The organism is Spirosoma aerolatum, assembly GCF_002056795.1.
GTDB classification, from domain to species: domain Bacteria; phylum Bacteroidota; class Bacteroidia; order Cytophagales; family Spirosomataceae; genus Spirosoma; species Spirosoma aerolatum.
On the sequence record NZ_CP020104.1, the window covers coordinates 5,562,931 to 5,576,956 of the forward strand.

General features: G+C 48.8%; 12 protein-coding genes. 6 read left to right on the plus strand and 6 right to left on the minus strand.

Annotated elements, in window-relative coordinates:
• The first annotated feature begins 278 nt into the window (after window positions 1-278).
• The gene (locus B5M13_RS23040; RefSeq protein ID WP_080057907.1) at window positions 279-884 is read left to right on the plus strand and encodes a retropepsin-like aspartic protease family protein; all 606 of its coding nucleotides are present in this window, start codon (window positions 279-281) and stop codon (window positions 882-884) included.
• Window positions 885-1,026: 142 nt separating this feature from the next.
• Window positions 1,027-2,460: a WG repeat-containing protein gene (locus tag B5M13_RS23045; protein ID WP_080057908.1), complete on the plus strand. Its 1,434-nt coding sequence runs from the start codon at window positions 1,027-1,029 to the stop codon at window positions 2,458-2,460.
• A 2-nt stretch (window positions 2,461-2,462) separates the two neighbouring features.
• On the opposite strand, the gene B5M13_RS23050 is transcribed toward B5M13_RS23045, so the two are convergent.
• The 4 genes from B5M13_RS23050 to B5M13_RS23065 are packed head-to-tail and all read right to left on the minus strand — an operon-like array spanning window position 2,463 to window position 6,437.
• On the minus strand, window positions 2,463-3,263 hold the full coding sequence (locus B5M13_RS23050; protein ID WP_080060046.1) for a hypothetical protein: 801 nt from the start codon (window positions 3,261-3,263) through the stop codon (window positions 2,463-2,465).
• 43 nt (window positions 3,264-3,306) lie between these two features.
• Window positions 3,307-4,644, minus strand: coding sequence for a hypothetical protein (locus B5M13_RS23055; protein WP_245859448.1), 1,338 nt, complete (start codon window positions 4,642-4,644; stop codon window positions 3,307-3,309).
• A 3-nt stretch (window positions 4,645-4,647) separates the two neighbouring features.
• Window positions 4,648-4,983: a PKD domain-containing protein gene (locus tag B5M13_RS23060; protein WP_020599528.1), complete on the minus strand. Its 336-nt coding sequence runs from the start codon at window positions 4,981-4,983 to the stop codon at window positions 4,648-4,650.
• A 56-nt stretch (window positions 4,984-5,039) separates the two neighbouring features.
• On the minus strand, window positions 5,040-6,437 hold the full coding sequence (locus tag B5M13_RS23065) for a hypothetical protein (RefSeq protein WP_155297317.1): 1,398 nt from the start codon (window positions 6,435-6,437) through the stop codon (window positions 5,040-5,042).
• Between the two features lie 203 nt (window positions 6,438-6,640).
• Here B5M13_RS23065 and B5M13_RS23070 point away from each other — a divergent pair, with 203 nt between their 5' ends.
• From B5M13_RS23070 to B5M13_RS23080, 3 genes are all read left to right on the plus strand, one after another.
• Window positions 6,641-10,321, plus strand: a complete 3,681-nt coding sequence (locus B5M13_RS23070; RefSeq protein WP_080057910.1) for a PAS domain S-box protein — start codon at window positions 6,641-6,643, stop codon at window positions 10,319-10,321.
• A gap of 213 nt (window positions 10,322-10,534) precedes the next feature.
• On the plus strand, window positions 10,535-10,984 hold the full coding sequence (locus B5M13_RS23075; protein WP_080057911.1) for a hypothetical protein: 450 nt from the start codon (window positions 10,535-10,537) through the stop codon (window positions 10,982-10,984).
• Window positions 10,985-11,071: 87 nt separating this feature from the next.
• On the plus strand, window positions 11,072-11,335 hold the full coding sequence (locus tag B5M13_RS23080) for a redox-active disulfide protein 2 (RefSeq protein ID WP_080057912.1): 264 nt from the start codon (window positions 11,072-11,074) through the stop codon (window positions 11,333-11,335).
• Window positions 11,336-11,486: 151 nt separating this feature from the next.
• On the opposite strand, the gene B5M13_RS23085 is transcribed toward B5M13_RS23080, so the two are convergent.
• Window positions 11,487-12,401, minus strand: coding sequence for a ClpXP adapter SpxH family protein (locus tag B5M13_RS23085; RefSeq protein ID WP_080057913.1), 915 nt, complete (start codon window positions 12,399-12,401; stop codon window positions 11,487-11,489).
• Window positions 12,402-12,649: 248 nt separating this feature from the next.
• On the opposite strand from B5M13_RS23085, the gene B5M13_RS23090 reads away from it, so the two are divergent.
• Window positions 12,650-12,946 (plus strand): winged helix-turn-helix transcriptional regulator, encoded by a 297-nt coding sequence (locus B5M13_RS23090; RefSeq protein WP_080057914.1) that lies wholly within the window; start codon window positions 12,650-12,652, stop codon window positions 12,944-12,946.
• A gap of 214 nt (window positions 12,947-13,160) precedes the next feature.
• Here B5M13_RS23090 and ypfJ read toward each other — a convergent pair whose 3' ends face one another.
• A complete protein-coding gene (ypfJ, locus tag B5M13_RS23095; protein ID WP_080057915.1) occupies window positions 13,161-14,003 on the minus strand; it encodes a KPN_02809 family neutral zinc metallopeptidase in 843 nt (280 codons plus the stop codon).
• Window positions 14,004-14,026: the final 23 nt, after the last annotated feature.

A 14,026-nucleotide genomic window follows, 5' to 3' on the forward strand; every position in this document is an offset into this window, starting at 1 on the left:
CTCCCTCGTGCCTGTTCGCGGAGGAGACAGCCAAAAAACAGGTGTATATACTTCCCGATCTGGCGTTCTTCAGCATTACCGCTTTTTTCAATCATTTAATAAATCTGATCATTATTGGCGTTTATATCGTTACAGTAACAGAGGTGTTTGAAAAACTGTATCACGCCAGGCATGAACACAGGCAAAAGCACAAACGACCTCATCCGGGTTCTGCGGACAATACGCACATCTAACCAACCGTTCTGGACACATCCAGACTTTTAGTTTGGCACAACCGAATGAGAAAATCAACTGTTAATCAACTAGCTACTCAGCTTCTGGCGGGTAGCTTAGTGCTGTTTCTGGCCATTTACCTATCGGCTTGCTCCGGCTGCTCCCGATCGGGCAGCCATCAACCACGCCGGGCCCGACATAACACAGCCGCTACCGAGCCAGCGAGCCCAACGGCACCAGCCTCCGTTACCGCTACCAAACCGACTCTGACACAGGTGGGTACAGGCCCTACCGAGGTGCCTATGGTAAAAGATAAAGGGGTATACAAGATTCAGGTACTGATCAATGGGCATCCCATGAAATTTATTCTGGATACAGGTGCCAGCCTCATCTCCATATCCTCAACCGAAGCTGAGTTTATGACTAAACAGGGCACCATTTCGGAGGAAGACATCGTAGGGCACTCACGTTTTGAAGACGCCAATGGAGACATTTCACCCGGTGACATAATCCGGCTGAAATCGGTCCAGATTGGCGACCGGGTACTCGAAAATGTCAATGCCAATGTCGTTCGGAGCACGAAGGCTCCTCTGCTGCTGGGCCAGTCAGCCCTGTCGAAGTTTGGAAAAATTTCTGTGGATTATCGGCGGAATGTCGTGACGTTCGACTGATTTTTGTTGTTTGTAAAACAAGTTTTCAGAAATTGTCAGGTACTGGTATCAATCGGTTGTCAGAAATCGTTACAGATTATCCGGTAGCTTTTGACAATATCTGATAACCTGTTGGCCCTACTTGACAAAAATCCCTCCACAAATGACAGAATCCGAACTGATCGACCGACTTCGAGAAGCCATTGTGCTCGACGGCCCTGAGGTTTGGCGAACCAATGGCTACCTTCAGGATGCCCAACGGGCAGGCCTTTCGCTGGCTGATGCGCAAAAACGGGCGATAGACATTAGTCAGGAAGTCGCGAATAATAGCCTGCTGTTTCAAAATATACAGGCTCGTATTGCGCGGATGGCGCAACCCTCGCGGAGCCATTTCTATGATCAGGATTTAGCCCAGATCATCAATGCTGCTACATCACTAAAGCTGTCCCCCGATTTCGTCAAGAATCGCTGGGTACCTACGGTTCTGAAACGACTCGCGCCAACGCCTGAAACCACACCTGCTCCTAAACCGGCAGAGCAGCCTGCTCCGGTACAACCTGTCAATATCAGCCCACCAACACCATCAAATGAGTTTGACAAACTGATCAACCGGGAGCCGGTTGTCATTGAGCCGAAAGTCATTGAGCCAGTTCCGGTTCGCTCAACCAGTTCAGAACCAGTCGTTACGACACCTATTCCGCCACCGCCCGTTGTGGTGCAGCCTCCGGTTTATCAGGCGCCACCGACGTACACTGAGCCAGCACCGATAGTTCGTAGGTTTACCGCAACACCCGCTCGCATCCGTCAGGGGCAAACCGTAACGCTGGAATGGGAAGTTGAGAATCTGCTGGCCGTCACGATCGACGATCTGGGCGAAGGATTATCTCCCAAAAATCGGGGGTGGGTAAAACCCTCGAAAAGTACAGACTATACCCTTTTCGATGCTAATGACAATCCGTTGAGTACCGTACGGGTAGAGGTCACTCCCCGCGATCGCAGTGGTATTTATGGCGTTTTATTCGCGCTGCTGTTACTGGCTCTGATCTACTGGTTTATCAAAAGTAGTAATTCCCGACCCGACGAACCTCATCCGAAGTCGAAAGCAGAGCGGAGTACCACAGCCATTCAAGGCGATCGGCCATCCGAAACAGGATCATCTATCGAGACCTCAGAGCCCGAAAAGGAAGCCGCATCGACAGAAGCAACCGATACGCCAACGGAAGCCCCAGCCGATCAGACGGTGGCTACGAGCCAGGAAACAAAAGCGGCTACTAAACCTAAAGGTAAAACTACAGATGCCGATCTGAAACCGCCGGAACCCGAGTCACAGCCTACTACCCCAGCCGATGCCCGACAGGGAAAGTACGAAGAAGCCTTTGGCGATAAGCCTTTCGACAAAGTAGAGCTGGGTGCCGATGAACGCGGCTGGCGACGCGCCCGAAGCCACGGACGATGGGGGTACATCAACGAAGATGACGAATGGGTAATTAAACCTGAATATGAAGCGGTTACCCCCTTCCGGGGTAATACGGCCTCCGTTTTTCTAAACGGCCAGCTCCTAACCATCAACCGCAACGGCGAACAGGTCAGAAATTAAGCCTACTGGCCCAACGTAACGATTAGCTTCTGGAACGAAGTCCAGTAGCCCGACGAGGTTAGTCCAATCCCATTTCCGGGAAGCATTTTAAACAAATACGGGCTACTGCGAATCTCCTGCTCGTTTATATAAAAATGAAGTTCTTCCCCTTTTCGGCGGATGATCAATCGATTCCGGTTTTTATCGACTGTTACCCCTGGCATAAAAAAATCGCCCGGCATATAATCGCTGAAGGTTTGCCCATTGGCTATCCGCATAATAGACACTTCCCCCTTACCATTTAAGGTAAATGCGGAATAATTCAGCGAATCTTTGACGCCAAACAGTATCCCACCCGTTGGAACCTGTCCAGAATCGGCCAATACATCTACCTTGATGGTAAAGTGATCGGCTTTGTTGAGGTTGATATTGGTGGGCAGTTCAACGGCACTAAAGGCTGATTTTTGCGTATTCGTGTTCCGCTTGCGAATGCTGTAACGGCCCAGGCCAATCTGGTAATAATAATCGCCCCGATTACCGGCTCGCCAGCCATTACGATTGGTCGAGAAATCGCCCGTAAAAGCAGGCCGAAAATCAGACCCGTCGGGCGTTGCCGACTGCCCGGAGGTTGATTCAATACGCTCTCTCACCGGTTGACCGGGCGATGATGCATTGCCCCCTAGTCGAGTAGTTTGCCTGAGCGTTACTTTTTGCCACTCGCTGGAAGCCGAATAGGTAGTCGATTTCGGCCGCCGTCCTGACGACTGCGCCAGGCTGTTTATCGAAATCAGAGCCACAAGGCTAATTGTCAGAATTAAACGCATATGATTCAAGAATATTCGCCGGTAGGTTTCGCTCATTCACTCGTTAAAACGTGTACCGCAATACGGCTGTTGGTTGCCCGGCTTGCAGGCCAGGTCGAATCCTGATACTCTGATAGCGATGGGCCTCTTTCTGGATATGATTATTCCGAACGCCTTTTATGATTGTCAGAATGACATCGGCAACAGCAACAACCGCAGCCCCTCTTGTAGCCAGCCAATACGTGTGGTAATGCTCGTTGGCGGTCTGGTAATACGGATCACCATCTTTCACATTTTTCTGCTGCTCGTAAATCGCGTACTCATCCCGCGATTTTTGCCGTTCGATCAGCCCATACGCTACTAGTCCATAACACCCAATGGCCACCAGCGGTCGTAAGCCTATTTTGGGTTTAGGCATTTGTACGAAAATATTCCCGACGCCCGGTGCCACTGCCGACAGTAAGGCCCAGGCAGGGCCTGCATACCGGGTTTTGAGTCGCCGAGTAGTGTCGGAAGCCACTGGATTAGTACCTACGGTTCCCGATTCGACTTTTGCAGGCTCAACCGTTAACGGTTCTGTTTTAGCGGATTCAACACGCTGAGTTACCACTGTTGTTTGTGCTACGGGGGATTGAGATGCAGGGGTTGATGCCACGGGGGCTGTTGACTCAGCCGGAACACCATCAGCCGCAAAAATAGATCGCTTGGACGGTTTTGCTGGTTCTTTTTTGGCGGGTTCAACACGCTGAGTTACCACCGTTGTCTGAGCAGTTGGAGTTTGAGGAATAGGAGTCGATGCTGTTGGCACTGTTGGTTCCGCCTGAACGCTATCGGGTGCAAAAATAGATCGCCTGGGTGGTGCGGCTCGTTTTGGTCTTCTGGATGATACGGGGGTAGATGTTACCGAAATTGGAGACGTTGGTTCTGGTTTCGGCTCTGTTATCGCAACAGGGTTAGTCGATGCCGGTTTGGATGGTACAGACGTTGGCTTTTGAGTGGAGACTGGGGCCGCTTGTGTTACAACGGATTGCGTCGGTTCAGTCTGTGAGAGCGTTCCAACTGCACCCGTATTGGTTCGAACGAATACTCTGGCCTGCACTTCTTCGTTGAGCGAGTAGCCATTAGCCAGCGCGTCCCAGATAATTCGTCGATCGGAGCCAGCCGGAACATTAGCTCCCCAGTCGCCCTGTACAAATTCGGGCAGGATGCGTAACGTACCCCGCAACCGACTGCGCATCTCAAAATACACCGAGTCACCGGGTTTGGCATGGATGAGATCGTACCGGATTTCGAGCTGGGCCGAATCGACCGCCCGTATCCGAATATTGCGAACGCGCTCCTGTGCCTGGCCCGACAAAACCAGCAGACAGCTAAAGCAGAAAAGGAGAAATAGGCGTATCATAGGTTAATTACTAACGGTAATTTGTCGGGTAGTTGAAAACTGATCGTCGCATGAATTAGCGAGCGTGAGTGTTACGGTGTAGGTACCGGGTTTATCATAGGTATAGGTTACCCGCGTTCCAACCCGGTTTTTTCCTTTGTTGTCGCCGGGATCCCAACCCACAGCACCAATATTTCCCTGTGGATTTTCCAGAAAGAATGTAACATCCAGTGTACCAGCCGTGTAGCCAATGGATGCCGACGGTTTGGCGCATACCGGAAAATTCTTTTTTTCCAGATCAAAGGGTTCGCAGGCTACGGTGACCAGACAAACCAGTAAGCAGATAAAGCGATGTTGCATAGGTAGTCACTAAAACATGACGAAATAAACAGTAATTACGCAATGAAGGCCATCGATTACTTTACATCAATAATCCGGCCATATGGTTCACTTTCCGATAAAACACTTGTCTTATCATCAATAACCTGTAAAGATACCGTATAAAAACCAGGCGGCACCGATGTTGGGATCGTAACGGATTCTGCCGGGTCCCAGCCTCTTCGCTCATCATAGGGGGCAACCGGCGCATAATATACTTCTTTGCTGGCAATGGCCGTCAGTTTGAGCACAGCCGTTTGATAGATTCCGTTTAGCACCTGCTGTTTCAGGCTGGACGAAAAGTTTACACGTACTCCCCGATTAATGGGAACCGGATCACGTAGCAAGCAGGGGGCGGAATCATCACCAATGGTGCCAATGATCGGGCGAATTTTAGTATCAGCCGTCACGTTCACGCGTAGGCAATAGGTATAGGGCAGTTTAATATCGTTCTGCCAAACCCGCATGCTATACTGTCCCGGCAGCAGCCCCGCTGGAACAGGTATCTGAACCTGACGCCCATATCGATCAAACCGAATACCCGACGGTTTAATGACGTTGTTCTGATTATCTAACCAGTCAATCGTAACAGACCCTTCAAACAAATTATAGCCATCCACCATCAGAACGTCGTTCACAGCTACCCGGTAGCCAAAGTCCTTTTTTCGATACGTCAGATAAGGCTCCGATTCATACTTAAAATCGGCAGTACCCTGTGTCACCACCACCGGCTGAGGAACGTTAAGTATCGAATTGTCATCCAAAATCAGATCGATATGATAACTCCCCGGCAGCAAGTTCGCATCGTACAGATAAATGGCTAATTGATTGGTGTACGAACTAAAGTAAATCCGGTGCGAATCAGGATAAATCCACGATAAGGCTGAGTCCCGTTTGACCTGTAGTGTTTCCCCGGTTTTTTCGTGCGTAAAGCGTGCTTCTTTGGGCAATCTATTTCCGTACAGATTCAGCATCGGTATAGCTAAATCCATACCATTCGCATTGTGAATGTTGTATGGTAACGGCGCCGTTAACGCACCTATCTGCAACGGGGCCGACGCTTTACGCTTAATCTGATACCCATAAGTAGCCTGACTGGTCATGGCCGCTTTATCAACCAGATCGATACGTGAACAGTTGTCACAGCCAAACAAACCACTCCCTTTGATACCCGACTGTTTGTTGACCCATTCGGCATTATCGGTCAACTCCATATTAATGTCAACATAGTCGGGTAGTTTCGCTGGCATAATGACCCAGATGGTCCGCGTCGACTGGTCAATTGATACATTATCCGACGAAATCCCCGAAAATGCAATGGATTTAATGCGTGGAGAACCATCCAGAAAACGAGGGGGTTCTACTTCCGAGCGATGGCAGGTAATAAACAGCCACATACTGAGTAAACACAGGCTCAATACAGAGATCTTTTTCATAGTCGTGGATATTTTTGGTAGACTTCGGGCTCGCATCGACGAATCGTATTGATTAAAACGTTGCAGAATTACGGATGACGAATCGGCCAAAGGCGGGTCTTATAGGCACAACTTATTTCTAACCAATTCGTCAGTACTAGTCAGAAAGCAGCTTTTTTTGTAAATTTAACAAGTCAGACGACATATCAACTTCCCTACCCTACATGCGCTGGTCTGCAAAAACTAAAGATGAGTTAGTAGCTGAAATCCAACGGCTCCACCATGAGCGCGATGGTCAGGTACTAACCGACGCCCAACCCCTACTCGATGTCCGACAGACGGTTGACCAACTCAATCTGGTAGGCCTGACCATCCAGCGTGATGGAACCCTTAGCTATGCCAATCCGTATACGTACCGGGTAACGGCCTGGCAACCGGACGACATCATCGGGCAAAACTTCTTCGATGTTCTGATTCCGCCTGCCGATCGGGCAAAACTCGAAATCGATTTTGAGGATTCACTCGTAAAAGACAGCTTTCCTGATCTTCGCGAAATTACCCTGCTGGCCCGTAGTGGTGCGCTTCGCAGTGTACAGATCAACTCGGTCATTACCAACAGTAAAGATGGCCACGTCGATTCATTTACCGTAATCGGCGAAGACGTTACTAACAAACGACGCGTAGCCTCGGCCCTATCCAATACCAACGCACAATTGCAGGATCTGGTCGATAACACCTCCGACCTCATTCAGCTACTAACGCTCGATGGCAAATTCATTTTTGTGAACCGCGCCTGGCGTGAGGTTCTGGGCTACAACTCCGAAGAGATTTCGGCCCTCAACCTGCGTGATGTGCTCCATCCCGACTACGCAGAAAGTACTCTCGGCCTGCTCAAACGAATTCAGGAAGGCGACAAGTTGCCTTATGTCGAAACCGTTTTTCGGAGTAAATCGGGCAAAACGCTCTTCCTGTCAGGAAGTGTCAACTGCCGGTTCGACAATGGCCGCCCAACAACATTTCGCTGTATTCTGCACGATACAACCGGCAAAATCCGCGCCGAAAAATCACAGAAACTTTACTACAGCATTGCCAACTGGACGATCAATACCCCTAACCTCGGAGAGCTTTACCATAAGATCCACGAAGAGCTGGGGAACATCATCGATGCCCGGAACTTTTTCATTGCGCTCTACGACTCGACCAAAACCTATTTGTCCTTTCCGTATTACGTCGATGAGTATTTCGGTAGCACCATGCGGTTCACAAAACGGAAACTGGGCAATGGCATTATTGAGTATACGATTCGGGCCAATAAACCTTTGTTCCTATATGAGCGTGACATTCGCCAGCTAGCCGATCAGCACAACATCGATCTGTATGGTCAGCAACAACCCCAGGTTATGCTGACGGCTCCTCTTCGGATTGGCGATGAGATTACGGGGATTATTGGGGTGAAATCGTACGACGATGCCCAAACCTACGGCCCCCGCGATCTGGAACTGCTGGAATTCATTTCGGGGCAGGTAGCGCTGGCCATTGCCCGGAAGCAGTCGGAAGCCCGGCTCGACAATCAAAACGCCCGTTTGAACGCCATTTTCGACAGTAGTACCTACCTGATCTGGTCGGTCAACAAAGCGCTCCAACTGACTTCGTTCAATAAAAACTACGCCCGGCTCATTGAGTATCAGGAGAAAGTAATTCCGGCCAACAGGGCCAATATACCTAACCTGGGCTGGCGTATGATTGGCGACGAAAACCTGAAACGACTTGAGGAACGCTACCGACAGGCTTTTCATGGACATCCGCAAAACTTCGAACTGCATTTCACCACCGATCGGGGCGAAACGTTTTTTGAGTTTCATCTCAACCCAATTTTACTGGCGGGCGGAGTTATCGAAGAAGTATCGGGCATTGCGCGGAATATTACCAACCGTCGACAGGCCGAAATTGCGACCCGCCAGAGTGAAGAGAAATTCCGGGGTATTTTCGAAAACCTCCAGGACATCTATGCCCGTGTCGACCGGAAAGGCTGCATCACCATGATCAGCCCGTCGGTATTCAAACGTATGGGTTACACGCCCGACGAAGTACTGGGGCATGAAATCAGCCAGTTCTTTATCGATAAGACAGCCATTCGCCGGGCCATGTTCAAACTGGCCCGAAACCGAAGCCTTCGGAATTTTGAAGCCAGTATGCGTCGGAAAGACGGCAGCGAACGACAGTATATGTTCAACATGTTGATGCTCAACGACGACCCCAGTACGGGTTCGGTGGTGGCTGTACTGGCTCGTGATATTACCGAATTAAAACGGCAGTCGGCCGAACTGGAAAAGGCCAAAGACGAAGCTGAGCGTTCGTTAAAGGTTAAGGAGCAGTTTCTGGCCAATATGAGCCACGAAATCCGGACACCCATGAACGGAATCATCGGCATGATCGACCTGCTGAACGACACCCAGCTGGATGAAGAACAGCGTAGTTATGTGAAAACCGTCAAACGGTCGTCGGAAACTCTGCTCAATATCCTGAACGACATTCTGGACCTGTCGAAAATCGAAGCTGGAAAAATGGTGCTCCACGAAGCGCCGATTGCCTTCAGGGAGATTTTCGAGAAGTTGATTGCGCTTTTTGGGCAGCAGGCCAACTCAAAAAACAATCAGTTGACATACAAACTGGCTCCAGACCTGCCCACGTTTGTTATTGCCGACCAGACGCGTCTGTTGCAAATTTTGTCGAACCTGACGTCCAACGCCATCAAATTCACTGAAAATGGCACCATCGAAGTCGAAGCGTCGCTGGTCAGTAAACGGGGCAAATTCAACCGGATTCGGGTGGGTGTCAAAGACTCGGGCATTGGCATTTCACCCCAGAATATCAATCTGTTATTCAACTCCTTTAGTCAGGTCGACACCTCATCGCGGAAGTCGTTTGGGGGCACCGGACTCGGACTGGCTATTTCTAAGGAGTTGGCGCACCTGATGAAAGGGGAAGTGGGGGTAGAATCGACCGTTGGTATGGGCAGTACGTTCTGGTTCATCATTGAGCTTAAAGAAACGGCCATCAGCCCAACGCAGCAAACGACCGAGGTAGCCGAAATTGCCCTGGCCAACTTCTTCAGCACCTACCATCCGGATGTACTCCTGGTCGACGATAATGCCGTAAACCGCAAAGTGGCCAGCGAAATCCTACGAAAAGCAGGCTGTGTCGTCACCACTGCCGACAGCGGGCCAGCCGCCATTCAGGCCGTGACGGAACGAGCCGAAAGCAACCATTCATTGGCTCCCTTCGATGTCATTTTCATGGACATTCAGATGCCGGATATGGATGGAGTTGAAACCACCCGTCGACTTCGCGAACAGTTTGGAAAATCCCTGCCTACGGTTGTGGCCATGACCGCCTACTCGATGAAGGAAGACCGGGAACGCTTTATCAGCCAGGGCCTCGACGACTACATTGCCAAGCCAATCCGTGCACAGAGCCTGGTAGCCAAAGTGAAAGAGATTTCGGATGCTAACCGGGCCAAAACCACCGCCCTTCCCGAACCTGTCAAGCCCGTTGTAATAGCCCCGCAGCCAACGCTGCCCATTATTGACCAGGAAATCGTGGGACAGCTTCGTGACATTGGCGGACAGGATTTGGTGGACAGCATCATGGAGGAGTTTGTGACCGAGGCTACAGAGCTGGTCAATGGTTCGCTATCAGCCTATTCTCTGGGCGATATTCCGACGGTAAAAGGTCATCTGCATACGTTGAAAGGTAGTGCCGGAACCATCGGTGTAGTCCGTGTAGCCGATATTGCCCGAACCGCCGAAGGGAAGCTCAAAGTAAATGATACTAGTGGCCTGTCGGATGCGCTACAGGCGTTGGAAAAGGCTTTTCATGAGTTTCTGGATGAGTTAAAAAAGTAAGAGAAGCAGCCCATAGTTCATAAAGCGGTGTTCATGCAGACTGACACCGCTTTATGAGTTTAATGGACCCAGGGGCATGATGTCCGTCGGGGTTACGTGCATTCATAATAAGCCTATCCTTGTTTTCAACCAGCAATGTATAGGCGAAGCCAGTAGACACAAAGTTCCGTTTTCTATCCTGGATGCCTCTAGATTAGGCCTAAAAATCGATTAATGAGCTTCCTTGAATGGTTTCTTGAACCAAATAATCCAGGGCCTGTTGGCAAACTGGAAGTGAACGCCCCTGAACCAGAGGATGATGAGCCACCTAAGAAATGGTTGATGTGGGTAGCAATCGGTATAGGATTAATTTTGGTCGGTATCAGTCTCTACGCAGTATTTTACAATTTAGGTTATGCTGGATTTAGAACCGTATTTGTAAAGCTGTGTTTTTTAGCTATCTATGTTTTACTAAGTCACTCCATTACCGCTACACCTGATTATACGAATGTTGGCTGGTTGGAAGGGCTGATCGACAACCCTTTTCGCATATCGGACGATTACAACAGATGGCTCATATACATACAGGTTATTTTACTGCCCGGAAAGTTAATGGCTTACAGTCTCATAATGAGCTGGCCAATAGGCCTATATATCTACAGAAGGCTAAAAAAACAGTTGTAAATCGCTATGGGTGCTGCAAAAGTCGGCACACCCTTGAGCAGACAGTCCCCTTATAAAGTAACTTTTTCTTAACACTAAATCAGACACATGAAAGGCCAGAAAATCGAAGAGATGAGCAATGAGGCTTTGCTCAAACACAAAAAAACAACAGAAATCGCAACGGGTATGTTGGCTGGGATGCTTTTAGCACTGCTGGTTATGGTCGTGTTTCTGGCAACAAAAAAAGGACTCAATGCAACGAGCATAGGTCTGGGCGTGATTCCTTTTGCATTTATGCCCATCCTATTTCTAAACTGGAATAATTTAAAAGCAATAAAAAAAGAACTCAACTCCAGACAAAACATAGTGTGAGGAGAAAATGCGGATCTTACTCTGCCTGGGCGAGTCAGGGAAATCACAATAAGCCTACCAAACATCAATCGTTTATCTGCGAATTGATTTCTATTCTTACTTCAGATAGAAATCAATTCGCAGATAAACGATTTAAACATGCTAAACGAGCTTACTGCCTAATCCATAATGGGCCGTTTTTAGACGTTAATTTTCTGAGATACCCGGCTTCCGACAATTTTTGCAGATAACTATCCACTTCATTTCGATCCATTCCCGATAATTCAGCAAATTCACGGGAGGTCAAGGTGTTGTAGGTAGCAAACAAATTTTGCCAATCTGTTTTAATGATTGATTTAGAAACCAAGGGGAGTTGTTTGCGAATGGCGTTCTCAAAATCGGCATACGGTTTATATCCATATACTTTTTCCTGATTGCCAGTCTGGCCCACAAAAAACAGGGTTGGAAATCCTCTAACGCCTACTTGCCGAGCCAAAGCCAGATCCTGCTGAAACAGTTCCTGCGCCTGCCCGTTGTAGTCGGCAGTAAATGTTTCCACAGTCAAACCTACTTTCCTGGTTGCAGCTTCCAAATTCTCCCACGTGGCAATATTCTTTTTTTGCAGGAAAACCATTTCGCGAATCTCCCGAAGGAATAGCAATGCTTTCTTCTCACCCTGCAACTGAGCGGCTTTAAAGGCAATCGACGCCGGGTAGGACGACGATAGAGGGTCTTCCAGCCAAACATCCCCATCAATGGGCATATCATAGTATAGGCTCACCTCATCCCAGTGGGGCGCCACATCGGATGGTTTACTTATTCCACCACTGTTGTAACTCCAGTCGGGCAATAACCCACCCATGCGGTATTCTATGTCAAAACTATGCCCATATTCTAACTTGAGTTTACGCAACTGCGGTTCAATTCCCCAGCACGTAGAGCAGATAGGATCGGTGAAATAAATTATGCTGACGGACTGTTTAGCCTGCGCAGCCAAATCCGTTTTGGTTTCTGCATCAGAACCGGGCAATTCACACATACCTGATTCGACATCGCATAAAAGTGGATTAATGATCGTATTGTCCATATTGAATAGGTTGTACGTTTTGTTAATGCCGATTAGCTCCGCATGAGCCAGCCAATTCCTGTTGAATTTTCTGCTAAAGTTTGCGTTATGCTGTCAATATTCCTTTTGAAAAATTGGCCAGCCTACTTTCTGTAACAGCTACTGACTGATTGCTCAGACTGTTTTCAGGATATTGGTTAATTCGTCTACAAAATTGGCCTTATAGCAGGCAACAAGTCAATTAGTCAAAAAAAGCTGACTACAAGAAAATGCAAAAAGTTGAAACGAGTTGTCCAGCCGAAGAGCTATTGAAGCGACTTTCTGGCAAGCTAAAACCACAAATTTTTCAATTAGCGATGCATAGTCCATTACGATTCAATACGTTGCTACGCGAAATCGAAGGTGCGAACAAACAGTCTCTTTCCCTGGCTTTAAAAGAATTGACGGACGATGGTTACCTGACTAAAGAAGTGATCAAAGTAAAGCCTCTCCATATTGAATATACGCTCTCCGAACACGGGAAAGCGTTGATCCCGGTCTTTCAGCAATTAGAGAGATTACACTAAGTGCCGCCATTTTTTACGAGGAAAGGCCATCTTACCTGGTGTTAGACTGGTTTCCGCTTAAGTTTTTCATTTCGGCCGTTATTGCTGCCTTGATGGGTATGTGGTTAGGCGTATTGAAACAGCGAGTTCAGGTACCTGCGTAAGATGTTTAGGTATAAAAATAGCCATCCCGGAAAACTCAGGATGGCTATTTTTATGTTGATAACCCCAACTATTACAAATTAGCGTCTTCACGGCTATTGAATGTATCGCCCTGGTTTAAATCACCGGTCTTGAGTCCCTTTTTGAACCAGTATACGCGCTGAGCAGAGGTGCCGTGGGTGAAAGCATCAGGAACAACACGCCCCTGGGTTTCTTCCTGAATTTTATCGTCACCAATGGCATTGGCTGCTGTCAGGGCTGATTCTACATCGTTTTCATCGATGGCTATGCTTTGCCCCTGTGCGTGATTTGCCCATACCCCCGCAAAGAAATCGGCCTGTAGCTCCAGCCGGACCGATACCCGATTGTATTCCCGTTCGCTTAGCTGTTGCCGCAATCGGTCTACCTTATCCATGATCCCCAGTTGTTTCTGAATATGGTGACCGATTTCATGCGCAATCACGTACGACATGGCAAATTCGCCCGGTGCCTGAAAGCGCTCAGCCAGCTCATCGTAGAACGACAGGTCGATGTAAACCTTCTGATCGGCAGGGCAATAAAAGGGCCCCATCGCTTCCTGGGCGGTGCCACAGCCGGATGTAGTTGTTCCCCGGTACATGACCAGCACTGGTTTCCGGTATTGCGCTCCCTGCTCGGCAAAAATTTTTGTCCAGACATCCTCCGTACTAGCCAGCACTTTCCGGGTAAACGAAGCAGCCTGGTCGTCGGCCTGCTGATTGACTGGGGCAGCTGACTGAGATGACCGGTTTAGAATTTCTGATGGATCGCCCCCCAGCAAGGTAACAATAATGGCGATTACAACGGTACCGATACCCCCGCCCACAAGCAGTCCACCGCCACCGCTTCCCCGGCGGTCTTCGACATTATCACTTTCACGTCCTCCTAACCAACGCATGATTTCTTTGAGTTAATAAATGG

Coding starts and splice junctions, on each gene's coding strand:
- B5M13_RS23065 (WP_155297317.1), bottom strand. CDS start 6,437: ATGAAAAAGATCTCTGTATTGAGCCTGTGTTTACTCAGTATGTGGCTG.
- B5M13_RS23075 (WP_080057911.1), top strand. CDS start 10,535: ATGAGCTTCCTTGAATGGTTTCTTGAACCAAATAATCCAGGGCCTGTT.
- B5M13_RS23055 (WP_245859448.1), bottom strand. CDS start 4,644: ATGATACGCCTATTTCTCCTTTTCTGCTTTAGCTGTCTGCTGGTTTTG.
- B5M13_RS23040 (WP_080057907.1), top strand. CDS start 279: ATGAGAAAATCAACTGTTAATCAACTAGCTACTCAGCTTCTGGCGGGT.
- B5M13_RS23085 (WP_080057913.1), bottom strand. CDS start 12,401: ATGGACAATACGATCATTAATCCACTTTTATGCGATGTCGAATCAGGT.
- B5M13_RS23090 (WP_080057914.1), top strand. CDS start 12,650: ATGCAAAAAGTTGAAACGAGTTGTCCAGCCGAAGAGCTATTGAAGCGA.
- ypfJ (WP_080057915.1), bottom strand. CDS start 14,003: ATGCGTTGGTTAGGAGGACGTGAAAGTGATAATGTCGAAGACCGCCGG.
- B5M13_RS23070 (WP_080057910.1), top strand. CDS start 6,641: ATGCGCTGGTCTGCAAAAACTAAAGATGAGTTAGTAGCTGAAATCCAA.
- B5M13_RS23080 (WP_080057912.1), top strand. CDS start 11,072: ATGAAAGGCCAGAAAATCGAAGAGATGAGCAATGAGGCTTTGCTCAAA.
- B5M13_RS23050 (WP_080060046.1), bottom strand. CDS start 3,263: ATGCGTTTAATTCTGACAATTAGCCTTGTGGCTCTGATTTCGATAAAC.
- B5M13_RS23060 (WP_020599528.1), bottom strand. CDS start 4,983: ATGCAACATCGCTTTATCTGCTTACTGGTTTGTCTGGTCACCGTAGCC.
- B5M13_RS23045 (WP_080057908.1), top strand. CDS start 1,027: ATGACAGAATCCGAACTGATCGACCGACTTCGAGAAGCCATTGTGCTC.